Raw genomic sequence first — 24,711 nt, 5'->3', positions numbered from 1 at the left:
TGTGAATAATCGCTCGCGGACCTGTTTATCTATCCGGATCGTTGTCCGGCCTCTTGATTTGTGAAAACATGAATGCAAAAAAATAACCGACGCGTTTAAACGTCGGTTATTGCATGGCGCGTATTCTGCCCTAAGTTGAGAGCAAAAAACAAGATGTTAAAGCACTTGAAACAATATTCTTATGACAGTTTGATCTAAACGGCTATTCCCGCGTGCTATCAGCGCTGAGCGGCCATTTCTACTCGCTCAATTGCCGCCCACAGTTTGTCTGAATTCAATGCAATAGGCAGATAATGAATTGATTCACTCGGCTTCATAATTCGACCAATCACCCGCTCAATAGCATCACGATCATTAATATCAACATCCAGCGCCGCTAAATGGGTTGGCAAACCCAACTTTTTAAACGCCACAATCAATGACTGTAATGCCTCATCCTGCTCCAGCAGGGCTGTCTGAACCAAAATCCCATAGGCCACTTTGGTGCCATGCAGAAAATGTTCGGTTTGGGGCAACAGAGTCAGGCCATTGTGCACTGCATGTGCCGCCGCCACCCGGGTATAACGCTCCCCCAACCCACCGACCATGCCGCCCCCGGCAATAATCGCATCCACCACATCCAGAAAGTCCTGTGTCAGTTCAGCTTGCTTAACCGCTCGTAACGCGGCTTCACTTTGCTTTAGCAGCACATTACGAATATCCAACGCAGCCTGTAATCCGAGGCGAACGGTGAGAGATAAAGTTTCCGGCTGTGGGCTAAGTACCACGGCTTCGTACCATTTTGCCAAGGTATCGCCAATACCTGCCAGCAGATATTCCACCGGTGCTTGCAAAATGATGCGCGGTTCAACTAAGACTAAGTGATTAGCATCTTTGAAAATTTCAAAATTCAGTGCCTGCCCGGCGTCGCTATACCAGACGGAGAGTGGCGTCCAGGCGGCGCAGGTTGCGGCGATAGTCGGGATAGCGACCAGTGGCAACCCCAGCTTACGTGCCACCACTTTCGCGGTATCCAATACTGCCCCACCGCCGATACCGATCACCACCTGGCGATCACTGCCCGCTGTTTTCACCAAATCCGCAACAGTAGACTCACTGCAATGGGTTGAAAACGCAGCACGCACCGCTTGCGGCCCGTGGAACGCAGCGGGCAAGTAATCACTGGCTGCCGCCAAAGCACGCTCACCAAAGATCCACAGTGCCTTATCCAGAGCCGCCGGAGGGTAGAACTCACTCAGTTTGTCGATAGCACCCGGAAAAGAAAAATAGTTGGCCGGACCTACCTGTACCCGGATTGCATTCGTGCTCATCGCGCGTTCCTTTTAAATTACGTTCTTATCGCTGTTTTTCTCATCTTAAGGGGTAAGCTAGCAATGTTTAATAATTTTTTGATATACCTTAACTACTTTAGTTTGTTGCGAATAATAGAAACTGTGTTAAAAAAGAAAGCTATCAGCAGCATTATTGACTGCCTGTTTCTCCGGTTGATTGACCTGAGAAAAATCGTAAGCCTATTTCTGAATAGCAAAAAGGGGTAGGTCGCCAAAATACTTTATAGGGCAGTCACAGAAATTTATGTCCAGCATCAGTTCCTCCCTCCTTGAGATGCGCAATATCTCTATTTCGTTTTCTGGATTCCATGCACTACAACAAGTTGATTTTACACTAGAAGGTGGTTCCACCCATGCACTGGTCGGTGCTAATGGTGCAGGAAAATCAACCTTGATGGCTATTCTTTCCGGCGCTCACAGTCACTATCGTGGTGAGATCTATATTGATGGCCAACAGGTAGATATTCATTCCCCCCGACAAGCTAAGCAACAGGGTATCCATGTGGTTCAGCAAGAGGTTGATGTCGCGCTGATCCCCACCCTGTCTGTGGCGGAAAATATTATGCTGGATACGCTGGCGGAGCAGGGACATCTGTTTAACTGGCCGCAGCTTTACCGTCAGGCAGAAGCGCTACTCGGGCAACTTGATGTTAAATTAAATGTGCGTCAACGTCTGGAATCCTGCACGCTGGCAGAGAAACAACAGGTGTTATTAGCCCGCGCCCTTTCCCACCAATGCCGTTTCCTGATTTTAGATGAACCCACCGCACCACTGGATCAAGAAGAGAGCGCGCGTTTGTTCCGCGTAGTCCGCCGTTTGCAATCGGAAGGCATGGCAATCGTTTTCATTTCACATCGCATCCATGAATTACGCGAAATTTGCGATCAATTAACGGTGTTACGTGATGGGCGGCGTGTCAGCCATGATGCCATGGGTGAGCTAAGCGGCGAGCAGATTGTGGAAAAAATGCTTGGCCATACGCTGGATGATATTTTCCCCCCTCGACGAGCGGCGGTCAGCCGTAAAACACTACTGGCAGTACGTGGTTTACATGATCAACACAAATTGCGCGATATTTCCCTGACACTGCACGAAGGCGAAATTCTGGGTATTGCTGGGTTAGCCGGTGCGGGGAAAACCGAACTGTGCAAAGCGTTGTTTGGCGCAACACCCAGCCGTGTCGACAGTGGCGAATTACAAGGGAAAGCCTGGAAACCACGCTCGCCCGACCAATCTGTCGCACAAGGATTGGCATTGGTACCGGAAGAGCGGCGCAAAGAAGGTATTTTTATCCACGAAGGGATTGCGATGAATCTCAGTGTGGCGGCCGATGACAGTTTTTCCCGCTGGAGTATTTTTAGCCGCCGTCAGGAGCTAAATTGGGCCAAAGAGTTAATTCAGCGTCTTGGGATACGTACCTCTTCACCGCAACAGAAACTCGCGCGCCTATCGGGAGGCAATCAGCAGAAAGTGGCGATCGGCAAGTGGTTGCGCGGTGATGCGCAGGTACTGATTTTTGATGAACCGACTAAAGGTGTCGACATCAAAGCCAAGCAAGACCTGTTCACTCTGATTGACGCTTTAGCCCAGAGTGGGAAAGGCATTATTTATGCATCCGGTGAATTCTCAGAATTGGTCGGTTTATGCTCTCGCATCTGTGTGTTGTGGGATGGGCGTATTGTCGCCGAACTGAACGCCGCCGATGTTGATGAAGAGACATTATTACTATTCTCTACTGGAGGAACCCCTCAGTGAACAAAGAAATCCCCCTAGCCGACGCACAACCATGGCGTCATCAGCTCTTTGATTTTCTCTACAAATGGGGGATGTTACTCACCGTTGTGGCGCTAATCGCGTTATTTGGCTTGGCATCGGATAACTTCCTCGATCCAAACAATATTATCAATATTTTGCGCTCTATCGCCATCGTGACGGTGATTGCCATTGGAGTGTCGATTTCGCTGTCGATTGGTGGTTTTGATCTGTCGGTGGGTTCCACCGCTTCGTTGGCCAATGCCATCGTGGTATCGCTATTTGTCTGGTACGGTTTTGGTACCACTGGCGCCATTATTTTAACGCTACTGATTTGTACCTTAGTCGGCCTGTTTAACGCGTTTCTGATCGTGGTACTGAAGATCCCTGACATGCTGGCCACCCTTGCCAGTCTATTTGTGATTCAGGGCGTGGCGATGACTTACAGTTATGGCGGGTCTATCACGCAAAATATGTTGCTACCCAGCGGCGATATGGCGGAAGGCGTCATTCCTGAGATGTTTTCAGCGCTGGGCCAAGTGCCGGTAATTGTGCTGATTATGCTGGCGGTGACAATTGTAGTGCAGTTGTATCTGTCGCTAACCAAGCATGGCCGGCGCATGTATGCAATTGGGGGCAATCCAGAAGCGGCTCGATTAGCGGGTATCCGTACCGTGCGTTATCGGGTGCTGGCCTATGTGCTCTCTTCCCTGTTAGCGGCACTGGGTGGCATTCTGCTGGCATCACGTATCGGCTCGTCGCAGGTGAACGCCGGGGGGGGCTACCTAATGGATGCCGTGGCAGCAGCGTATATCGGTTTCTCTTTGGCCGGTTCTAGCAAGCCTAATGCTTTTGGCACCTTAATTGGCGCGGTGATCCTGGGTGTATTACAAAACGGCCTGGTGATGCTGTCAGTACCTTATTATGCCATGGATATCATCAAAGGGCTGGTATTGGCAATGGCGCTGGCGCTGACCTATATCCATCAAAAGCGGTGATAGGGCGAGTGAAAGGGTGAGCCGCGCCTAGGGGCCCTCTTATATTTGATGTTTATTTCGAATGTTTTATCGACTCATACATTCAAGGCGTAGCGAACTAAGTCAGACTGAGTGCGTACAGCGCGCAGTACCCGGAGCATACACGCAGTATGTGGGGAGTACGAGCACTGCACAATCTCAGTATGACAACGCGCAGTAGCCGATAAGATAATTAATTCAAAGGCATTCGATTTGGGTCTGGATATTGATACTCAAACCCCAGCTCGCTACAAATTTTGCTGCCATCAATCTCACGTGGTGCTTCCTCAATATCCTCGGCAGCAAACTCCGGTGGCGTCAATTGTAATGCTCGCGCGCACTCAGGATAGAAATCACGCTTGGCGGGATGGTGTGGTGCACACAAATTATAAATATGGCCGCCCCTTGGCAGCTTAAGCAACAACTCGATGGCTGAAATAACATCTTCCTGATGCACCAGATTAACCCCCAATGAGCCGCCTTTCACACCGCATTTCCCTGCCAGAAAACGGCCAGGATGGCGATCGGTGCCCACTAGCCCGGCAAGGCGCAAGATATCCACCGAGGTATTGGGTAACTTATGCAACCAAAGCTCTAGCTCCATCAGCGTTTTACCGGCAGTGGTCACCGGTTGTAGCGGTGAACTCTCTTTGATTCGGCCACGGGTTTCGCCATACACCGAGGTAGAACTGGTAAAAATAATGCGCGGCATACCGAAAGCCAATGCGCTATCGACCACCATCTGTACCGCCTGAAGATATTGTTCCCCACGTTCGGCGGTGCGGCTGGCAGGTAAGGTAATGACCAAAGCATCAGCGGTCATCAGTTGCTCCAGATCGTCTGGAGAGCAAATCAGTTCTGGTGTCAGTTGCAATTGAAAACAATCAACTCCGCTCATTCTGGCGGCATCGACACCATCTGACGTAGTCTTACTGCCAACCACTTGTATTCCACGACGGATTAATGATTGCGCCAATGGCATCCCCAGCCAGCCCAACCCAATAATGGCTACTTTCTTCATTTCAATTGCTCTCCACGGATTCATACCGATAACCTATACCCTAAATAATTCGAGTTGCAGGAAGGCGGCTAATACACATGCAGCTTGAAGTATGACGGGTGTATACCGATAACACACGTAATACGCATAAGTTACGCCAACTACTGTTACCTAACAATTACTCTCTATTATGGGCCTCTTTCTATAAATCGGTGTAATGACGCTGGGTAAATATTTCATGCTTATACTGACATAAAACAAAGTGATAATGACTAAGTAGAAAACCATTACTGGTTGATAAGCCGCACCCTTCCAGGGTGAAATAAATGCATCAGGCGAAAAAAAGGTTGCGCGCTACCGAGCAGATGGTTTAGGTTGATTGACAGAAGTTATGCCACGTATGGCTATATGTATACATCAAGGCTATTTTGATTTGCTCAAAACAGCCCAAACAGAGAAATTATTATGAACTGCGTTCAATTTAATCACCATCATCTCCATCATCCTGACTAGTCTTGCAGGCCGATGTGTGCTGGAAGACGGTTAACGAATCTTCCAGGTGGCGGTAGAACGCAATAGAGAAAGCCCTCGGAAGATTATCTTCCGAGGGCTTTTTTGTTGCTCATCATTTTATATGATTAATTAATAGATTGAGGATTTACCATGCTGGATAAAACACGTTTACGCATTGCGATGCAGAAATCAGGCCGCCTGAGTGATGATTGCCATGAATTGTTATCGCGCTGCGGGATTAAAATCAATTTGCAACAACAGCGCCTGATCGCTTTTGCAGAAAATATGCCAATCGATATCCTGCGAGTACGTGATGACGATATCCCAGGACTGGTGATGGATGGGGTGGTTGATCTAGGGATTATTGGCGAAAACGTGCTGGAAGAAGAGTTACTGAGCCGCCGTGCTCAAGGCGAAGATCCCCGTTACTTCACATTACGCCGCCTGGATTTCGGTGGCTGTCGCCTCTCACTGGCAGCATCACTGGATACCGAGTATACCGGCCCGCAATGTCTGCAAAATAAGCGCATCGCCACCTCTTACCCGCACATTTTAAAGCAATACCTAGACAAACAAGGGGTTACCTTTAAATCCTGTTTATTGAACGGTTCTGTTGAAGTAGCACCACGTGCCGGTTTGGCGGATGTTATCTGTGATTTGGTGTCAACCGGTGCCACGCTGGAAGCCAACGGCCTGCGCGAAGTTGAAGTCATTTACCGCTCCAAAGCGTGCCTGATTCAGCGTGATGGCGAAATGCCAGCCGATAAGCAACAACTGATTGATCGCCTGATGACCCGTATTCAAGGTGTGATTCAAGCACGTGAATCCAAATACATCATGATGCATGCACCTAGTGAACGTTTGGACGAAATCATTACGCTGCTACCCGGTGCCGAGCGCCCTACTATTCTGCCATTGGCCGGTGATAAGAGCCGTGTCGCCATGCACATGGTCAGTAGCGAGACGCTGTTCTGGGAAACAATGGAAAAGCTGAAAGCGTTAGGTGCCAGCTCCATTCTGGTATTACCGATTGAAAAAATGATGGAGTAACTGATGCAGCCGACGAATTTCAATACCCTAATCGACTGGCAGCAATGCAGTGAAGAGCAGCAAAAGGCGCTGCTTAGCCGCCCGGCAATTAATGCCTCTGACAGAATCACCGCAACCGTCAGCGAAATCCTTGATCGGGTGAAAGCCGAGGGTGATAGTGCCTTGCGTGATTTCAGCCAACGCTTTGATACGGCGCAGGTTGCCGATATCCGCATCAGTAGCGATGAGATAGCTGCCGCTGCCGGGCGCTTGAATGACGACATTAAACAAGCCATGGCGCAAGCGGTACGTAATATTGAAACCTTCCACAACGCGCAGAAAATGCCAGTGGTAGATGTTGAAACTCAGCCGGGCGTGCGCTGCCAGCAAATCACCCGCCCGATTGCCTCCGTCGGCTTGTATATTCCCGGTGGTTCCGCCCCGCTGCTGTCTACCGTACTCATGCTCGGTACCCCAGCACGCATTGCCGGTTGCCAGCGGGTCATTTTATGTTCCCCGCCGCCGATTGCCGATGAAATACTGTATGCCACGCAACTGTGTGGGATTAAAGAAGTGTTCCAGATTGGTGGAGCACAAGCGATTGCGGCCATGGCATTCGGTAGCGAATCAATACCGAAAGTGAACAAGATTTTTGGCCCCGGCAACGCGTATGTCACTGAAGCGAAGCGTCAGGTAAGCCAACGTTTGGATGGTGCTGCAATTGACATGCCGGCTGGCCCGTCAGAAGTGTTGGTTATTGCCGACAGTGGTGCTACACCGGCGTTTATTGCCTCTGATTTGCTGTCTCAAGCGGAGCACGGGCCGGATTCACAAGTAGTATTACTGACCCCGGATGCCGCCATTGCCCAAGCAGTCGCTGTTGAGGTAGAGCAGCAACTTAAATTGTTATCGCGCGCTGATATCGCTCGTCAGGCCCTGGAAAGCAGCCGCTTGATCGTCACCAAAGATTTGCAACAATGTATTGATATCAGTAACCAATACGGCCCAGAACACTTAATTTTGCAAATCCGTCAGCCGGAAGACATTATCGATCAGATTGATAATGCCGGTTCAGTCTTTATGGGTGACTGGTCGCCGGAATCTGCGGGTGATTATGCCTCCGGCACCAACCACGTGTTACCGACTTATGGTTATACCTCAACTTATTCCAGTTTGGGTCTGGCCGATTTTGTTAAGCGAATGACAGTACAGCAATTAACACCACAGGGCTTGCTGGGTCTGGCTTCGACTATCGAAATTTTAGCGCAAGCCGAACAACTCACCGCCCACAAAAACGCCGTTACCCTACGTGTTGCGGCCTTGACAGCCGCCCAAGAGGAGCAAGCATGAGCCAATCTACCAACGTCACCGATTTGGCCCGTGCCAACGTCCGTGCCCTGACCCCTTATATGTCTGCCCGCCGTTTGGGCGGTAATGGCGATGTATGGCTTAATGCCAACGAATACCCGCTAGCAACCGAATACCAACTTACGACACAAAACTTCAATCGCTATCCAGAATGTCAGCCGAAACAGGTGATTGAGCGTTATGCCGCCTATGCCGGTTTAGAAACTGATCAAGTGTTAGTCAGCCGTGGTGCCGATGAAGGTATTGAGCTGCTGATCCGTGCATTCTGTGAACCAGGTAAGGATGCGATACTCTTCTGCCCGCCAACCTATGGTATGTACGCCGTTAGCGCCGAAACCTTTGGTGTGGAACTGCGTACCGTGCAAACCACCACGGACTGGCAGTTAGATCTACCAGCAATTAAAGAAAACCTGGATCGAGTGAAATTGATCTATGTTTGCAGCCCAAATAACCCAACTGGCAATTTAATCAACCCAGCCTCTCTGCGTGAAGTGCTGGAACTGGCGCAAGGTCGCGCTATCGTGGCTATCGATGAAGCCTATATCGAGTTCTGCCCACAGGCCTCGGTCAGCGGTTGGCTAAAAGATTATCCGAATTTAGTCATTTTGCGCACCTTATCGAAAGCTTTTGCATTGGCCGGTTTACGTTGTGGCTTTACCTTGGCCAACAGCGATATTATCCAATTGTTGCTTAAAGTGATCGCGCCCTATCCGTTATCTACACCGGTGGCCGATATTGCTGCACAAGCGCTCAGCCCACAAGGTCTTGAGCAAATGCGCCAGCGGGTAAACGAAGTACGAACTAACCGTGCATGGTTACAAAGCGCGCTGCAAGACTGTGCCTGTGTTGAGCAGGTATTTACCAGTGAAAGTAACTATTTACTGGCCCGGTTTACCGCCTCCAGCAGCGTGTTCAAAACACTGTGGGATCAAGGCATCATTCTGCGTGACCAAAATAAGCAACCGGGGTTATCCAACTGCCTGCGCATTACGGTAGGCACCCGTCAGGAATGTGAGCGAGTGATTGCCGCCCTTGCTCCCCTGCCCGGTATTGATAGCCCCAATAGCACTAATACCTCCAGCCTCCGTAAGGAAACGATATGAGCCAGAAATTTCTTTTTATTGACAGAGACGGCACCTTGATTGCCGAGCCACCGGAAGACTTTCAGGTTGACCGGCTGGACAAACTGGCGCTGGAGCCAGAAGTGATCCCGGCCTTGCTGGCACTGCAAAAAGCGGATTATCGTTTGGTGATGATCACCAATCAAGATGGCTTAGGTACCCACAGTTTCCCACAGGAAACGTTTGATCCTCCCCATAACCTGATGATGCAAATATTTAGCTCGCAGGGCGTCAATTTCGAGCAAGTGCTAATTTGCCCACATCTGCCTGCGGATAATTGTACTTGCCGTAAGCCGAAAACCGCGTTGGTAGAAAGTTATCTGGCTGAAGGCGTGATGAACAGTGCCAATAGCTATGTTATCGGCGATCGCGAAACTGACCTGCAATTGGCTCACAATATGGGCATCAGCGGCTTACGTTATCAGCGTGATGGTTTGAACTGGTCGCAGATTGCCAAGCAGCTAACCCAGCGAGACCGTCATGCCTATGTTAACCGTGTCACCAAAGAGACGGCCATTGACGTAAATGTGTGGCTCGATCGTGAAGGGGGCAGCAAGATCAAAACCGGCGTGGGCTTCTTCGACCATATGCTGGATCAAATCGCCACTCACGGCGGTTTCCGTATGGATATTCAGGTCAGCGGTGATCTCTACATTGATGACCACCACACCGTAGAAGATACGGCACTGGCACTGGGCGAAGCGATTAACAACGCGCTCGGTGACAAACGCGGTATTGGCCGTTTTGGTTTTGTCTTACCAATGGACGAGTGCCTGGCGCGCTGCGCGCTGGATATTTCTGGCCGCCCGCATCTGGAATACAAAGCGGAATTTAACTACCAGCGCGTGGGTGACCTGAGCACTGAGATGGTCGAGCACTTCTTCCGCTCCCTCTCCTATGCCATGGCCTGTACTCTGCACTTGAAAACCAAAGGCCGTAACGATCACCACCGGGTCGAGAGCCTGTTTAAAGTGTTTGGTCGTACTTTACGTCAGGCGATCCGTGTTGAGGGCAATACCCTGCCAAGTTCCAAAGGAGTACTGTAATGAATGTGGTGATTCTGGATACGGGGTGCGCCAACCTCTCCTCTGTCACCTATGCGGTGCAGCGTTTGGGGTACGCGCCAGTTATCAGCCGTGACCCTGAGATTGTACTGCGTGCAGATAAGCTTTTCCTGCCAGGTGTCGGTACTGCCCATGCGGCAATGGATCAGTTAAAAGAACGCGAACTTATCGAACTGATTAAGAGCTGTACTCAACCGGTATTGGGTATCTGCCTGGGAATGCAGTTGCTGGCGACCAGCAGCGAGGAGAGTGGCGGTATTGAAACTCTCGGTATTATTGATACGCCGGTAAAACAGATGATGGATTTTGGTTTACCGCTGCCACACATGGGCTGGAATCAGATTACCCCACAGGCGGGTAATCATCTGTTTCGTGGGATCCCGGATGGGACCTATTTCTACTTTGTGCACGGATATGCAATGCCAATATGCCCAGATACCATCGCCCAGGCCAATTACGGCGAGCCATTTACCGCCGCAGTAGAAAAAGACAACTTCTTTGGCGTGCAGTTTCATCCGGAGCGTTCCGGTGCGGCTGGGGCCCAATTGCTGAAAAACTTTCTGGAGATGTGAGCACCATGATTATTCCCGCTTTGGATTTGATCGAAGGCAAGGTAGTGCGTTTGCATCAAGGCGATTACGGCCAGCAGCGTGATTACGGTAATCACCCACTGCCCCGCTTACAGGATTATCAGCAGCAAGGCGCTCAGGTGTTACATCTGGTCGATCTTACCGGGGCCAAAGATCCGGCAGCCCGTCAGATCCCCTTGCTGCGCGAGTTACTGGCCGGTGTAGATGTCCCGGTGCAGGTGGGCGGCGGCATCCGTAACGAACAAGATGTGGTCGCACTGCTGGAAGCCGGTGCAACACGGGTTGTCGTGGGTTCAACAGCCGTTAAGCAGCCAGAAATGGTGCAACAGTGGTTTGAGCGCTATGGCGCTGAAGCCATCGTATTAGCGCTGGATGTCCGAATTAATGAGGCGGGCCGCAAACAGGTGGCTATCAGCGGTTGGCAGGAAAACTCAGATGCTACGCTGGAACAAATCGTCGAGCAATACCTGCCGTTTGGCCTAAAACATGTGTTGTGTACTGATATTTCCCGCGATGGCACCCTGAGTGGTTCCAATGTAGAACTGTATCAGGAAGTGTGCCAGCGCTACCCACAAGTGGCATTCCAGGCTTCCGGTGGTATCGGTTGTCTGGATGATATTGCCCGCCTGCGTGGCAGTGGTGTGCAAGGTGTGATTGTGGGCCGCGCGCTATTGGACGGCAAGTTTAACGTGAAGGAGGCGATCGCATGCTGGCAAAACGTATAATCCCTTGTCTGGATGTGAAAGACGGCCAAGTGGTCAAAGGCGTCCAGTTCCGTAATCACGAAATCATCGGCGACATCGTGCCACTGGCGCAGCGTTATGCACAAGAAGGTGCCGACGAGCTGGTGTTTTACGATATTACTGCGTCATCTGACGGCCGTGTGGTCGATAAAAGCTGGGTATCGCGGGTCGCAGAAGTGATTGATATTCCTTTCTGCGTGGCGGGTGGGATTAAAAGCGTTGAAGATGCAGGTCAGATCCTGACCTTCGGTGCCGATAAAATCTCTATCAACTCACCGGCGCTGGCAGATCCGACCTTAATTACCCGTTTGGCCGACCGCTATGGCGTACAATGCATTGTCGTCGGTATTGATACTTGGTATGACGCGGAAAGTGACAGTTATCAGGTTTATCAATTTACTGGCGATGAAAAACGGACCAAAGCCACCACCTGGCAGACCGAGGATTGGATCAAAGAGGTCCAGTTACGTGGAGCCGGTGAGATTGTGCTGAATATGATGAACCAAGATGGTGTGCGCAACGGCTACGATTTACGTCAGTTGAAACAGATGCGGGCCATCTGCCATGTTCCGTTGATAGCCTCTGGCGGTGCAGGTACCCCAGAACACTTCCTTGAGGCTTTCCGTGACACAGATGTCGATGGTGCGCTGGCAGCCTCGGTGTTCCATAAACAAATCATTAATATCGGCGAATTGAAAAAGTATTTGTCTGAACAAGGCGTGGAGATAAGAGTGTGTTAAGCGAACAACAAATTGCCCAACTGGATTGGGATAAAGTCGACAATCTGATGCCAGCCATCGTTCAGCATGCCATTTCCGGTGAAGTTCTGATGATGGGGTATATGAATCAGGCAGCACTGACGGTGACACAGCAAACCGGCAAGGTAACCTTTTTCTCTCGCACCAAACAACGTTTGTGGACCAAGGGCGAAAGCTCCGGTAACGTGCTGAATGTAGTTAATATCTATCCCGACTGCGACAATGATACCCTGCTCATTCTGGCTAATCCTATTGGCCCAACCTGTCATTTAGGCAATAACAGTTGCTTCTCCCCGGCGGCCAGCGATTGGGGCTTCTTGTACCAGTTAGAACAGTTATTGGCCTCACGTAAATCAGCCGATCCAGCGAGTTCTTACACCGCCAAGCTATATGCCAGCGGCACTAAGCGTATCGCACAAAAAGTGGGGGAAGAAGGGGTAGAAACCGCCCTCGCCGCAACAGTGAATGACCGTGAAGAGTTGACCAACGAAGCATCGGATTTGATCTATCACCTACTGGTGTTGCTGCAAGACCAAGATTTGAATCTGAGTAAAGTGATTGGACGCCTGCGCGAACGCCACGAGAAGTAATTTTCGAGTTAGCTTTCTTATTGGCATAAAAACGCCCTCGACTTAGCATCGAGGGCGTTTTTATTAGGACAAACTTTTTAAATCAGCGAGCGGGTTACTCCAACCTACCCTACCTAAAGTCACCTCGGCGACTCACTTAATTTAATAACTTATCCACCTGAGGCGTCGCGAGCGAAAGGAGTTTGATTGCAGACAGCGCACAGTCACCGGAGCGTACACTCAGTACGTGAGGATGACGAGCACTGCCCAATATCAAAATACGAACGCGCAGTAGCCGTTAACTTAAAGCCACTCAGTGTGGAACACACCTTCTTTATCAATACGCTTATAGGTATGCGCACCGAAATAGTCGCGCTGCGCCTGAATCAAGTTGGCTGGCAGTACGGCTGAACGGTAGCTATCGTAATAATTAATCGCCGCAGAGAATGTTGGTGTTGGGATACCGTTTTGAACTGCATAAGACACTACATCACGCAGTGCTTGCTGGTAATCATCAGCGATCTGCTTGAAGTAAGGTGCCAACAGCAAATTAGCAATATCTGCATTTTCTGCATATGCATCAGTGATTTTTTGCAGGAACTGTGCACGGATAATACAACCCGCACGGAAAATCTTGGCGATCTCACCGTAATGCAAATCCCAGTTATTTTCGTCAGAAGCGGCTTTCAGTTGAGAGAAGCCCTGAGCATAAGAGACGATTTTACCCAGATACAACGCACGACGGATTTTCTCGATAAATTCAGCTTTATCACCGGCAAAAGGCTGCACTTTAGGGCCAGTCAGTACTTTAGAGGCAGCTACGCGCTGATCTTTCAGAGAAGACAAATAGCGGGCAAACACAGACTCAGTGATCAGTGTTAATGGCTCACCCAAATCCAGAGAACTTTGGCTGGTCCATTTACCGGTGCCTTTGTTCGCCGCTTCATCCAGAATCACATCGACCAGATATTTACCGGCTTCGTCTTTTTTGGTGAAGATATCTTTGGTGATATCAATCAGGTAGCTGTTCAGCTCTCCCTTGTTCCACTCAGCAAAGGTGCTAGCCAGCTCTTCATTGCTTAAACCTAAAGACTGTTTCAACAGGGAATAAGCTTCTGCGATCAATTGCATGTCACCGTATTCAATGCCGTTGTGAACCATTTTAACGTAATGGCCGGCACCATCGGCACCGATATACGCCACACAAGCATCACCGTCATCAGCACGGGCAGCAATCTTCTCAAGGATAGGCGCAACCAGTTCGTAGGCTTCTTTCTGGCCACCTGGCATGATAGATGGGCCTTTCAATGCGCCCTCTTCGCCACCGGAAACACCAGTACCGATAAAGTTGAAGCCTTGTGCAGAAAGTTCGCGGTTACGGCGGATGGTGTCTTTGTAATAAGTATTACCACCATCAATCAGAATGTCACCTTTATCCAGATGTGGAGTCAGTGAAGCGATAGTCTTATCAGTGGCTTCACCCGCTTTCACCATCAGCAGGATGCGACGCGGTTTTTCCAATGAATCAACAAACTCTTCCACGGTATAACTCGGCACCAGATTTTTACCTGGATTCTCGGCAACCACTTCGTCGGTTTTGTCTGATGAACGGTTAAAGATAGAAACGGAATAGCCACGACTTTCGATGTTGAGCGCCAGGTTACGGCCCATCACCGCCATACCGACAACGCCAATCTGTTGTTTGGACATTAAAAAACTCCTGTCTGAAGGATGACACCTGTTACCGGCCTTGAGGCCAACAGGTTTTTGATGTGGGAAACATGTTAACTCAGGATTATGTCAGCTGGGTAGTGATTGGTGCGATAGATAGCACAACTGACCAGTTGCTGTTCGCAATGGTTAATCAGGTGAAACTATCAGATAATCAGAATGGATAGGTGTATTCAAAATTAGTTACCGCAGCAGGAAAAACTGGAATAAAACCGTTCTAGGATTGTACATCGAGTTATCAATTTTTCTAGATCTACACCTATTAGAACATCTAAAATTAGTTTTACTTTAACCTCAAATACATTAGGACTCTATTTAAAACATGAGAGCTTTTATTAATTCAGACTAAATAGAGAATATATTTAGTCTGAGAGTAAAGTGAGAATACATACTATATTTTATGTATGTAATAAGGAATATTTAGTGTAGATGCTCATCTTTTAATAAACGTGTCAGTGCTATTTGGGGTTGATTTTCAACATCGGCTTGGATAAAAGACAGTAATAATTGAACACCTAACATTACTGGTAATGCTGCTAACATTACTGTACCACTAGTGGCTGGTTGACCTGTAGCCAAAGAACTATACCAAGAAACAAGACCATTAATTGCACCAAAAGAAAAAAACATCACACCAAAAAACAGCTCTAATGATGCAATAGAAAAACCTCTTAAAAAATAATTATAGAAAATTCTTTTAAGAAAGTTATTTATGTTACCTTTAAGGAAAGGAAACATTATTTTTTTTATATTTAAATTAGACACTTCATTCCCATAAACTGCATCCATAGGTATGTCAACAACCTTTGCTCTTATTACATTTAGTCTGAAAAGAATATCTGACTCGAAAAAATATCTCTTACTAATTTTATCTAATGGCAAACGTTTTAGTGCAGTTATCGAAATAGCTGTATATCCATTAGTGGGATCAAATAAATTATAATATCCGGATGAGAATTTAGTAAGAAATGAAAGAACTGCGTTCCCAAAAACTCTAACTTTCGGCATTGACTTCAAAGTATCAATATCATAAAAACGATTTCCTTTTGTGTAATCTGCGTCTCCTCTAGATATTGGAGCTATAAAGTATTTAATAAGATGCGGGTCCATTTGACCATCACCATCTACCTTTACAACAATATCTATGCCGTCTTTTATCGCGGCAGCATAACCAGAAAGTACAGCCCCTCCAACTCCCATATTCGCAGAATTATAAATAACTGACACCCGAATATCTTGTGAATTTTCTTCAACATATTGTCCAGATTTTTCTGGGCAACAATCATCAATAACATAGATTTTATCAACTAAATTATCAATTTTATCAAGTACAGAAAGGATATGCTGTTTTACTTTATAACAAGGAAGTACCACCGCCACTTTAGAAGTGTATATCATGTTCACTCCAATTTGAATAAATAGAAAAATAAAATTACCTAATTAAATTTAATCTAATTTCCACTGTTTTGTATTAGGATTATATGAGCATAGATTTTTTACGTTATGATTCTTAGCATATTCATGAATCCTTTCAGGATAGTTAGAAAACTCAGGACTAGCAAAATTCCAATCAGGCATATTAAATGATGCGATACCATTTACAGTAGGCAAATTAACTAATTCAGCAATCATCATTGCAGTAACATTATGTGAATACATGTTATTTACCCAGTCAGGAAATGTCTTGCTGATCTTATCAGGACTCCAGCCAAGGATATAAAAAGCTTGGCAGTCAGAAGGAGGTGCTGTTGCAACAGTAACTTTTTCAATTTCCTCTTGACGATTAAATACAAGATGCTGAGCACTTAATTCTGAGGCTATAGCTAGCATTGCAATTAAAAATAAATAAATGTTTTTAATTTTTAAAACCGATAAGAAATTCACGGCAATTACTACTATTGGGAAAGCTAAAAAAATCTGATAAGTTGATACAGCATTAAAAGCTTTAGCCCCAGGGACTATGGTATATACAAAGAACCAAAGACTGTGACCGAAAAAATTCATTACGGATAACCATGTAATACTTGTTGTTAAAAAAAGAATAAAAATTACTTTTCCAACAACAGATGTTTTTCTATTTTTAAATATATAGGCTGACGAAAATAAAAATAATAGGAATAGTATCGGGCTAACACCAGTATTATAATACTCACTAGATATAGTATATTGTGGATTAATAAACAACAATATTTTATTATAAACACTCCCAAACAAATAATTATTTATCCCAAGCTGCAGAGCATCATAAACTGGTATAGTATTGTTTAGAACCATATCATATGTTCGTAATTTTACTTCTTGAGATTTAGGATAAAAAACATATAAAAAAGGTATAATTGATAAAATAAACGTAACAAAAACAACAAAAATTGATATGAGTTTATTCCTATCAATTTTTATTTTTGATAAACCATAAATTACATCTTTGTAATTAAAAATTACAAAGAGAGATAAAAAAACCAAAACAAAATATGTCCAAAACCAAGCCATATAAAAACAGGTTAAACACCATGCTCCATACATAATCCCAAAAGAGATACCATACCATCTAAATAACTTATTATTATTTATCAATAAGTTATTTATTGTTTTATAAATAAGGTACGAGAGCAGTGGAGCTAAAGCTACAGTAGCTAATTGAAGCCGTGAATTATGACTTACCATAGCATTATTTATAGTAAATAAAATGGATCCAAGCAAAGCCCAGCCAACAGGAATATGAAATATTTTTCTAAGAAAGAAAAATATTGATATAAAACCAACAAACCTCAAAGTAACACTCGATAACTCTGAAGCAAGGAATGGCTCTATCCCAATGAACCTAAATACTGAATAAAAGATGGCCACGATAAAATAAGCATCAGTTTGCGCTATAGTATTTTTATAAGGATAATAGTAATTAGTCTCTGCCCAATGAGATAGCCCTTTAAATACATTATACCAATGTTCAAGTATAGATGAAGAAATCACATAATCATATGAATCTCCAGAAATAAATGTAAAACCATTAAGTATCTGCCCCCGATAAATAACCAACATAGTTGCCACACAACAACTAATAAAAAAAATAATTGAGTTTTTATTTTTTCCATGTATCATAAATCAACCTTTCCTTTCAAATTCAGATGCAATTTCGGATCACTACACATATATCCATCTCTTACTTGTGATATAACCAATGAAAGCGATTATAGGTAAGGAGATTATTTTTCCATATATAACATCACTAAAATAAAAAACTGAAATAAATATAATAAACACTGTTATCCAATAGTTAACGAAAACAACTACAAGGTATTTCAAAATCTTTGAAATAGCCATTGATGTCTTAAAAGTAAAAATGCTATGCAGTATATAGTTAACTATCAAGCCTGATATATAACCAATCAGCGTTGATTCCATTATACCGCTGTAATAATACATAGAAATTTTTAGCATTACTATATCAACCAAGGCCGAAATGACACCAATTGATATATAGATAAAAAATTGCTTGGTAAAAATCATATCGTAATTTTCTTATGTGTAAATTTAATATTTTAATTAAAATATTGCCATAAATAAAAATTTTAATCATCCATCACTACTTAGATAAATTTAACAATACGACTTCAATAGCCAAAATACTTCTTTTGCAGAATATAACTAAATAGATATTTTAACTGATTTATTTCTATATTTTCAACTTCTCAAAGTAACTCAAAGGCTATAAATAATGTCATAAACACCAACCAAATATAAATATTGATTAGTGTCGATAAAAAATATTTTGACTGCAGAAGGTAGCATACTCAAAGATGTTTAAACTAGACAGTTTCCAATGACTACTCGATTATCATTCAATGATACCGAACCTAGCTACCCATAAACTCTTTCAACCAGGCTTTAAATTCTGCACCTTGCTTTGGATGGCGCAGACCGTAGGCGACATAAGCCTGCATATATCCGAGCTTCTCACCACAGTTATAGGATTGACCGGTTAAAGCGACGGCATCTACCTGTTTCTCAGCGGCTAATGCATCAATAGCATCAGTCAGTTGGATACGACCCCAAGCACCAGGCTTGGTTTTTTCCAGCATTGGCCAAATATCAGCAGACAAAACATAACGCCCTACAGCCGACAGATTGGATTTGAGGTCAGCCGGGCTTTGCGGTTTCTCAACCATCGCGTTAATCCGGCTACTTTCACCAGGTGCTAAATCTGACACTTCACAGGAGATAACCGAGTAGTTGGATAATGCTTCAGGTTCTACGGCATGCACCAATACCTGGCTGGTACCAGATTCTTCAAATCGTTTAACTAACTGAGCCAAATTATCACGGGTTAAATCCGACTTGGCGTCATCAATCAAGACATCCGGCAACAATACTGCAAAGGGTGAGTCACCCACTAGCGGTTTGGCACATAACACCGCATGCCCCAAACCTTCAGGATGCCCTTGACGGATATGCATGATAGTCACACCCGGTGGACAGATAGATTGTACCTCATCCAATAGCTGACGTTTCACACGCGCTTCCAGCATGGCTTCCAGCTCATAAGACGTATCGAAATGGTTTTCTACCGCATTTTTCGAAGAATGGGTTATCAGAATGATTTCTTTAATACCAGCAGCAACACATTCGTTCACCACATATTGGATCAATGGTTTATCGACAATAGGCAGCATTTCTTTTGGAATGGCTTTAGTCGCGGGAAGCATTCGCATACCTAAACCGGCAACTGGGATCACTGCTTTCAATTTGGTCATAATTAACCTACTGATTTCTTGAAGCGAATTTAAAATCTATTCCTACTCAGCCGCTAAGCTGAAGTTAGTCAATTTGCTGTTTCAGCCAGGCGGTAAAGCTCTCGCCCTCGGTGTTATGGCGCACGCCATAAGTGACGAAGGCTTTCATATAACCCAATTTGTCCCCGCAGTCGTGCGATTTACCGGTCATATGAAAAGCCTCTACATCCTCTTGCTCCATTAACATCGCAATGGCATCAGTAAGCTGAATTTCATCACCCGCCCCGCGTGGCGTTTTCTTCAACAGCGGCCAAATGTCTTTTGACAATACATAACGCCCAACCACGGCAAGATTAGAAGGCGCATCAGCAAGTGAGGGCTTCTCTACCACTGCCGTCATTAGGGTACTTTCACCCGGAGACAAAGCTACATGATCACAATCAGCAATACCGTACTTGGAAACATCAGCTTTAGGCACCGGCTCCACCATGATCTGGCTACGCCCGGTCTCTTCAAAGCGCTTAATCATACTAGCAAGATTTTCTTTAGATAAATCTGCTGTTGAATCATCAAGTAAAACGTCTGGTAGCAGCACAATAAATGGGTTATCACCCACCATCGGTTGGGCACACAATACCGCATGCCCCAAGCCCTTGGCATGGCCTTGGCGCACTTGCATGATAGTGACATCCGGCGGGCAGATATTTTTAATCTCTTGCAATAGCTGCCGCTTAACACGTGATTCCAGTGCAGCTTCCAGCTCAAATGATGTATCAAAATGGTTTTCTATCGCATTTTTAGAGGAATGGCTGACCAGCACTATCTCTTTTACTCCGGCGGCCACACATTCATTAACGATATATTGGATCAGAGGCTTATCCACCACCGGCAGCATTTCCTTTGGGATCGCTTTAGTCGCTGGCAGCATTCGGGTACCAAGCCCGGCAACAGGAATGACCGCTTTTAAACACTTCATTACTATGACCTCTTCAACTTTGGACAGCAAAACTTACAGGATTAACTCTATAATAATTAGTCAAATAATCTATGATTACTCATTATTCCTTTAACTTTGTACAAGCTTACATCAGAACGTCTTTGATTACATTCTTAAATGTAGCAATAATAATTTCAACAAGTTATAGATTAATATCTTAGCCAAATCAAAATAGTAATAATGTCTTAGACTTTCTAGCAATAATGCTTACTTATCGATAATTTCATTATATAAGTCTATATAACTCGAAACCATTTTCTCGGAGGTAAAATTTTCTAAATAGCGATTTCGGGCATTTCGGCCAAACTTTTCTGATAACTCAATATCATCCCATAACTGATCCATCGCAGTTCTCAACGCGACAGGATCCGATGGGGGAACAACTAATCCAGTCTGTTGATCAATATTTATAAATGTCGTACCTGTACCAATCTCACTCGAAATTAGAGGCTTACCATACATCGCGCCCTCTAATAAGGTGATGCCAAAAGCCTCAGAACGCAAATGTGATGGAAAGACTACGGCATAACAAAGTGATAGTAATGAAGCTTTATCTTCGTCAGATACGGCACCAAGAAAATAGATATTATGTATATCTAATTTTTCCGCCTGTTTTTTTAACTCTGATTCAATTGGGCCAGCTCCGACAATCACAATCGGATAAGATGAATTTTTAGCTGCTTCGATTAGAATGTGAAGACCTTTATAATAACGAAAGGCACCAATAAACAGAAAAAAACGTGTTCCGAATTTATTTTTCCAGAAATCAATGCGTTCAGAGAGTGGCGTTGGATATGAATCCTCATCTAAACCGTAAGGTATCACACTTACTTTTCGAGAGAATTTCTTTAAAGTTACACTTGTGGCAACATAATTTGGCGATGCAGCAACAATCCGGGAAACACTACCAAGAAATAGATTCATCAATGGTGTATATATCTTTAAAATATTTTTTTGCTTAACAATATCAGAATGATAACTAACAACCGTTGGTTTATTAATACCAGATATAAAGTGAACCATATCCATAAAAGGAAACGGAAAATGATAATGAATAATGTCAGCCTGCTGCGCCAATTTTTTGAAATCTTTAATCGCTTGAAAAGAAAAAGGAGTTGAGGCCGCTTCAAAATTTACAGGTGAACAATATACGGTATGTGTTCCTATTTTTTTATTTATAATACCACCTCGTTTACTTAAAGAAAGCACTGTAGAATCAATACCTTTACTCGCTCCACCTTCACATAATTGAAAAATAACCTGTTCAATACCGCCGAAAGAATCTGGGTAATATGTTTTATAAAAATGCAGTACTTTTAGCATTATATTATTATACCTGCTTATAGGCTTTAATTGTTTCCTGAGTGCACCGTTTCCAGGAGAATGTACTAGCTCTGGCGAGCCCTGCTGCTATCGCCTTATTTCGCCATCCTTCATCCTGCAGACTTTTAACGATAGCGGTAGTCAGCCCCTCAACATCCAAGGCATCGCACATTAGACCCGACTCACCTATGACCTCAGGCAATGATGCCGCATTTGAACAAACGACAGGGATACCTGATGCCATAGCCTCAAGAACGGGTAAGCCAAACCCCTCATATAATGAAGGAAATAGAAATGTCCTTGCACCAGAAAAAAGCAAAGGAAGATCATCCGAACTTAAATAACCAAGGTATAGTAACCAGCCTTGTTGTGTGGCTAATTCAAAACGGCGATGTAATGACTCACTGTTCCATCCAGAGAAGCCACATATTACCAAGGGATACCGAGAGCGAAGATCCAAAGGCATGCGTTCATAAACATCAAGTAAGGTTGCAATATTTTTTCTTGGTTCGATAGTACCGGTAAATAATGTGTATTGTCCTGCAACCAAGTTCAATCGGGTCATTAAATTTTGCAGAGACACATACTCTCGTGGATAAAATTCACCACTACTGGCTAACGGCGCTGAAACTATTTTTTCAATAGGGTAATCAAAATACTCGGCTAACTCTTTACGAGTAAATTCAGAGTCAGTAATTAAGACTTTCGCCCTTTTTATCGTGAGTAATAATTCTTTTTGCATATATCGTACACGATTTTCTGGATGGCACTGTGGCCATTTAAAAATCGAAAGATCATGGAAAGTTGAGACAGCATTATCAACTCGCGGGGGTAAATAAAAATTGGTGCTATGGTAAATAAAACCCTGGTAAGGTTTTAATGCCAAACTTTTTAGCCACGGAGCAGAAAGCCGATACAACTCACTCGCAATTGCACTATTTTTTACCGCAGTTTTTAACCCTGAAGTAGCACTCGACTCAGCCTTAACAGCAGGCAAATCCCGAGATATTTTTCTACCCTGTAAAAACAACAGATCTGAGATATCGTCATTGTTTTGCAGCTCTCGGGCTAACTCATATGTGTAGCGGCCAATACCCGTCAGTGGGTATTTAATAGAGTCAATAGAAAAAACCACTCTCATTATTTTCTTTCCAGCATCCAACGTAGTGTTTGCTCTAATGGCGGCGTATTCCATCCATCAACAATACTTTGTAATTTGCTCGCATCACCGCATAACGTTTTTACTTCATTAGCACGAATAAAAGCTGGATTAACGCGAATTGATAGACTGTGTGAGGTTATTTCTTCGCATATGCTAATTACTTCACGTAATGAATAGGTTCTACCAGAGCAGACGTTAACAATCTCGCCAATAGGTTTGGCTGTTAGTAGGCCTAAATATGCTTTTACTAATGCTCTAACATCCGTAAAGTCACGCCATACGTCTAAATTGCCTAACTCTATTTCGTCGGCTTTACGTTTGAAGTGAGAAACTATTTTAGGCAATAAGAAATTATTTGATTGCCCAACACCGGTATAGTTAAAGGGACGAACAATGATAATCGGTAATTTTTCAGACCATAATTTAGCCATATATTCCATGGCTAACTTGCTGACGGCATAATCATTAGCAGGATTCACCACAGCTGTTTCACTCAACATACCAGCTTGGGTGTTACCATAAACATTAGCACTGCTGGCAAGCAAAACTGCGTCTATAGTATCGGCAACACTACTCAATGCGGCCAATAAATTCCTGGTACCAACAACATTGACATCATAAAAAGCGCCAGGATCTCCGTGCCCGACAAATGCAATTGCAGCAAGGTGAATAACAAGATCCGGTCTCACCTGCTCAATAATAGAAGTAAGCCCGTTAGCATCAAGTAAATCCACTTGAAAATAATCAGGCTCATTTGAAGGCTGTGAACCTAAACCAAATACCCGGTAGCCGGCAGCGGATAACTCCGCTGCCATATAATGGCCCGTAAATCCCTGAATACCGGTGATCAGGGCACGTTTGCCATTCATTACCATCAGAATGAGAAACCTTGTTGATTACGACGGAGATCTTCTTCCACCATCATCTGGCAAAGTTCTTCTAATGTAGTTTTAGGCTCCCAACCAAATATATCCTTGGCTTTTTGAGGGTTACCAATTAACAATTCAACTTCAGCAGGGCGGTAGAACTTCGGATTAACTTTAACTAAAGTATTTCCTGTTTCAATGTCGATCCCAACTTCATTGTCATCTTTACCCTCAAATCGCAAATTGAAACCTGCAGCTTTAAATGCCATAGATACGAAATCACGTACAGTCTCGGTACGGTTGGTCGCCAGAACAAAAGTATCAGGAACATCTGCTTGCAGCATACGCCACATGCCTTCTACATATTCTTTTGCAAAACCCCAGTCACGTTTGGCATCCATATTCCCTAATTCAAGAATATCCAGTTTACCTAATTTAATTTTTGCGACTGAATCTGTAATTTTACGGGTAACAAACTCACGTCCACGCAGAGGAGACTCATGATTAAAGAGAATACCACTACAACCAAAAATACCGTAACTCTCGCGATAGTTGATTGTCATCCAGTGCGCGTATAACTTAGCTACACCATAAGGACTACGCGGATAGAATGGAGTCTCTTCGATTTGTGGTATAGCTTGAACTTTTCCGAACATTTCAGAAGTAGATGCCTGATAAAAACGAATTTTAGTATTAACAATACGAATGGCTTCTAATAAGTTCAGTGGACCAATACCTGTAATTTCCGCCGTTGTTACAGGTTGATCGAAAGAAACACCAACAAAACTTTGAGCAGCAAGGTTATAAACTTCCGTTGCTTGTGTTGATTGCAACAAACGGATGCTAGCAGAAAGATCAGTGAGGTCATATTCGACTAAATGGAGATTAGGATGTTTGTCGATACCTAATTCTTCAATACGCCAGAAGTTTACAGAACTGGTACGGCGATAAGTGCCATAAACTTTATAGCCTTTTTCAAGTAACAATTCAGCCAGATATGCACCATCTTGACCTGTAATACCGGTAATTACTGCAGTTTTCATTCTA

Annotated in this window: 23 protein-coding genes and 1 other annotated feature; of the genes, 11 read left to right on the top strand and 12 right to left on the bottom strand. The window is 44.6% G+C overall.

The window, feature by feature from the left end; genetic code table 11:
* Nucleotides 1-218: 218 nt before the first annotated feature.
* On the bottom strand, nt 219-1,310 hold the full coding sequence (locus ACWJJO_RS08170; RefSeq protein WP_481090901.1) for an oxidoreductase: 1,092 nt from the start codon (nt 1,308-1,310) through the stop codon (nt 219-221).
* A 265-nt stretch (nt 1,311-1,575) separates the two neighbouring features.
* Between ACWJJO_RS08170 and ACWJJO_RS08165 the strand changes: the two genes are divergently transcribed.
* Together ACWJJO_RS08165 and ACWJJO_RS08160 are read left to right on the top strand one after the other, a co-directional pair.
* Nucleotides 1,576-3,087: a sugar ABC transporter ATP-binding protein gene (locus ACWJJO_RS08165; RefSeq protein ID WP_481090900.1), complete on the top strand. Its 1,512-nt coding sequence runs from the start codon at nt 1,576-1,578 to the stop codon at nt 3,085-3,087.
* Nucleotides 3,084-4,082 carry an ABC transporter permease gene (locus ACWJJO_RS08160; RefSeq protein WP_481090899.1) on the top strand — a complete coding sequence of 333 codons (999 nt, stop codon included), beginning with the start codon at nt 3,084-3,086 and terminating at the stop codon, nt 4,080-4,082. The genes ACWJJO_RS08165 and ACWJJO_RS08160 overlap by 4 nt, the downstream gene beginning before the upstream one ends.
* 211 nt (nt 4,083-4,293) lie before the next feature.
* On the opposite strand, the gene ACWJJO_RS08155 is transcribed toward ACWJJO_RS08160, so the two are convergent.
* Nucleotides 4,294-5,121, bottom strand: a complete 828-nt coding sequence (locus ACWJJO_RS08155) for an SDR family oxidoreductase (RefSeq protein WP_083159329.1) — start codon at nt 5,119-5,121, stop codon at nt 4,294-4,296.
* A 444-nt stretch (nt 5,122-5,565) separates the two neighbouring features.
* Between ACWJJO_RS08155 and hisL the strand changes: the two genes are divergently transcribed.
* The 9 genes from hisL (at nt 5,566) to hisIE (ending at nt 12,876) form a co-directional block, all read left to right on the top strand.
* Nucleotides 5,566-5,613 (top strand): his operon leader peptide, encoded by a 48-nt coding sequence (gene hisL / locus ACWJJO_RS08150; protein ID WP_481091572.1) that lies wholly within the window; start codon nt 5,566-5,568, stop codon nt 5,611-5,613.
* Nucleotides 5,589-5,719, top strand: a sequence feature (His leader region). (Overlaps the previous gene by 25 nt.)
* A 44-nt stretch (nt 5,720-5,763) precedes the next feature.
* Nucleotides 5,764-6,663, top strand: a complete 900-nt coding sequence (hisG, locus tag ACWJJO_RS08145) for an ATP phosphoribosyltransferase (protein WP_004388789.1) — start codon at nt 5,764-5,766, stop codon at nt 6,661-6,663.
* Nucleotides 6,664-6,666: 3 nt separating this feature from the next.
* Nucleotides 6,667-7,992 (top strand): histidinol dehydrogenase, encoded by a 1,326-nt coding sequence (hisD, locus tag ACWJJO_RS08140; protein WP_481090898.1) that lies wholly within the window; start codon nt 6,667-6,669, stop codon nt 7,990-7,992.
* Nucleotides 7,989-9,113, top strand: a complete 1,125-nt coding sequence (gene hisC, locus ACWJJO_RS08135; RefSeq protein WP_372568917.1) for a histidinol-phosphate transaminase — start codon at nt 7,989-7,991, stop codon at nt 9,111-9,113. The genes hisD and hisC overlap by 4 nt, the downstream gene beginning before the upstream one ends.
* Nucleotides 9,110-10,177, top strand: coding sequence for a bifunctional histidinol-phosphatase/imidazoleglycerol-phosphate dehydratase HisB (hisB, locus tag ACWJJO_RS08130; RefSeq protein WP_032906853.1), 1,068 nt, complete (start codon nt 9,110-9,112; stop codon nt 10,175-10,177). The genes hisC and hisB overlap by 4 nt, the downstream gene beginning before the upstream one ends.
* The gene (gene hisH, locus ACWJJO_RS08125) at nt 10,177-10,767 is read left to right on the top strand and encodes an imidazole glycerol phosphate synthase subunit HisH (RefSeq protein WP_032906852.1); all 591 of its coding nucleotides are present in this window, start codon (nt 10,177-10,179) and stop codon (nt 10,765-10,767) included. The genes hisB and hisH overlap by 1 nt, the downstream gene beginning before the upstream one ends.
* A 5-nt stretch (nt 10,768-10,772) precedes the next feature.
* The gene (gene hisA, locus ACWJJO_RS08120; RefSeq protein WP_005187731.1) at nt 10,773-11,510 is read left to right on the top strand and encodes a 1-(5-phosphoribosyl)-5-[(5-phosphoribosylamino)methylideneamino]imidazole-4-carboxamide isomerase; all 738 of its coding nucleotides are present in this window, start codon (nt 10,773-10,775) and stop codon (nt 11,508-11,510) included.
* Nucleotides 11,492-12,268 (top strand): imidazole glycerol phosphate synthase subunit HisF, encoded by a 777-nt coding sequence (gene hisF, locus ACWJJO_RS08115; RefSeq protein WP_083159333.1) that lies wholly within the window; start codon nt 11,492-11,494, stop codon nt 12,266-12,268. The genes hisA and hisF overlap by 19 nt, the downstream gene beginning before the upstream one ends.
* Entirely contained in the window at nt 12,262-12,876 is a 615-nt protein-coding gene (gene hisIE / locus ACWJJO_RS08110; protein WP_372568915.1) for a bifunctional phosphoribosyl-AMP cyclohydrolase/phosphoribosyl-ATP diphosphatase HisIE, read from the top strand. Before hisF ends, hisIE begins: the two co-directional genes overlap by 7 nt.
* A 282-nt stretch (nt 12,877-13,158) precedes the next feature.
* On the opposite strand, the gene gndA is transcribed toward hisIE, so the two are convergent.
* The 10 genes from gndA to gmd form a co-directional block, all read right to left on the bottom strand.
* Entirely contained in the window at nt 13,159-14,565 is a 1,407-nt protein-coding gene (gndA, locus tag ACWJJO_RS08105; protein ID WP_083159335.1) for an NADP-dependent phosphogluconate dehydrogenase, read from the bottom strand.
* A gap of 441 nt (nt 14,566-15,006) precedes the next feature.
* On the bottom strand, nt 15,007-15,984 hold the full coding sequence (locus ACWJJO_RS08100; protein ID WP_083159336.1) for a glycosyltransferase family 2 protein: 978 nt from the start codon (nt 15,982-15,984) through the stop codon (nt 15,007-15,009).
* A 48-nt stretch (nt 15,985-16,032) separates the two neighbouring features.
* Nucleotides 16,033-17,685 (bottom strand): hypothetical protein, encoded by a 1,653-nt coding sequence (locus tag ACWJJO_RS08095; protein ID WP_481090897.1) that lies wholly within the window; start codon nt 17,683-17,685, stop codon nt 16,033-16,035.
* A gap of 42 nt (nt 17,686-17,727) precedes the next feature.
* A complete protein-coding gene (locus ACWJJO_RS08090; protein WP_083159338.1) occupies nt 17,728-18,093 on the bottom strand; it encodes a GtrA family protein in 366 nt (121 codons plus the stop codon).
* Between the two features lie 347 nt (nt 18,094-18,440).
* Complete coding sequence (gene galU / locus ACWJJO_RS08085) at nt 18,441-19,337, bottom strand: UTP--glucose-1-phosphate uridylyltransferase GalU (RefSeq protein WP_083159339.1); 897 nt, start codon at nt 19,335-19,337, stop codon at nt 18,441-18,443.
* A gap of 64 nt (nt 19,338-19,401) precedes the next feature.
* Complete coding sequence (gene galU, locus ACWJJO_RS08080; protein WP_083159340.1) at nt 19,402-20,292, bottom strand: UTP--glucose-1-phosphate uridylyltransferase GalU; 891 nt, start codon at nt 20,290-20,292, stop codon at nt 19,402-19,404.
* A gap of 228 nt (nt 20,293-20,520) precedes the next feature.
* Nucleotides 20,521-21,636, bottom strand: coding sequence for a glycosyltransferase family 4 protein (locus tag ACWJJO_RS08075; protein ID WP_083159341.1), 1,116 nt, complete (start codon nt 21,634-21,636; stop codon nt 20,521-20,523).
* 7 nt (nt 21,637-21,643) lie between these two features.
* Nucleotides 21,644-22,777 (bottom strand): glycosyltransferase family 4 protein, encoded by a 1,134-nt coding sequence (locus ACWJJO_RS08070; protein WP_083159342.1) that lies wholly within the window; start codon nt 22,775-22,777, stop codon nt 21,644-21,646.
* A complete protein-coding gene (locus ACWJJO_RS08065; RefSeq protein WP_442848348.1) occupies nt 22,777-23,667 on the bottom strand; it encodes a GDP-mannose 4,6-dehydratase in 891 nt (296 codons plus the stop codon). The genes ACWJJO_RS08070 and ACWJJO_RS08065 overlap by 1 nt, the downstream gene beginning before the upstream one ends.
* A 5-nt stretch (nt 23,668-23,672) precedes the next feature.
* On the bottom strand, nt 23,673-24,707 hold the full coding sequence (gene gmd, locus ACWJJO_RS08060) for a GDP-mannose 4,6-dehydratase (protein WP_481090896.1): 1,035 nt from the start codon (nt 24,705-24,707) through the stop codon (nt 23,673-23,675).
* Nucleotides 24,708-24,711: the final 4 nt, after the last annotated feature.

This window comes from Yersinia antarctica (assembly GCF_056636475.1).
Note: the sequence above shows the minus strand (reverse complement) of the source record. Positions and strands in the feature narration are given on the sequence as shown.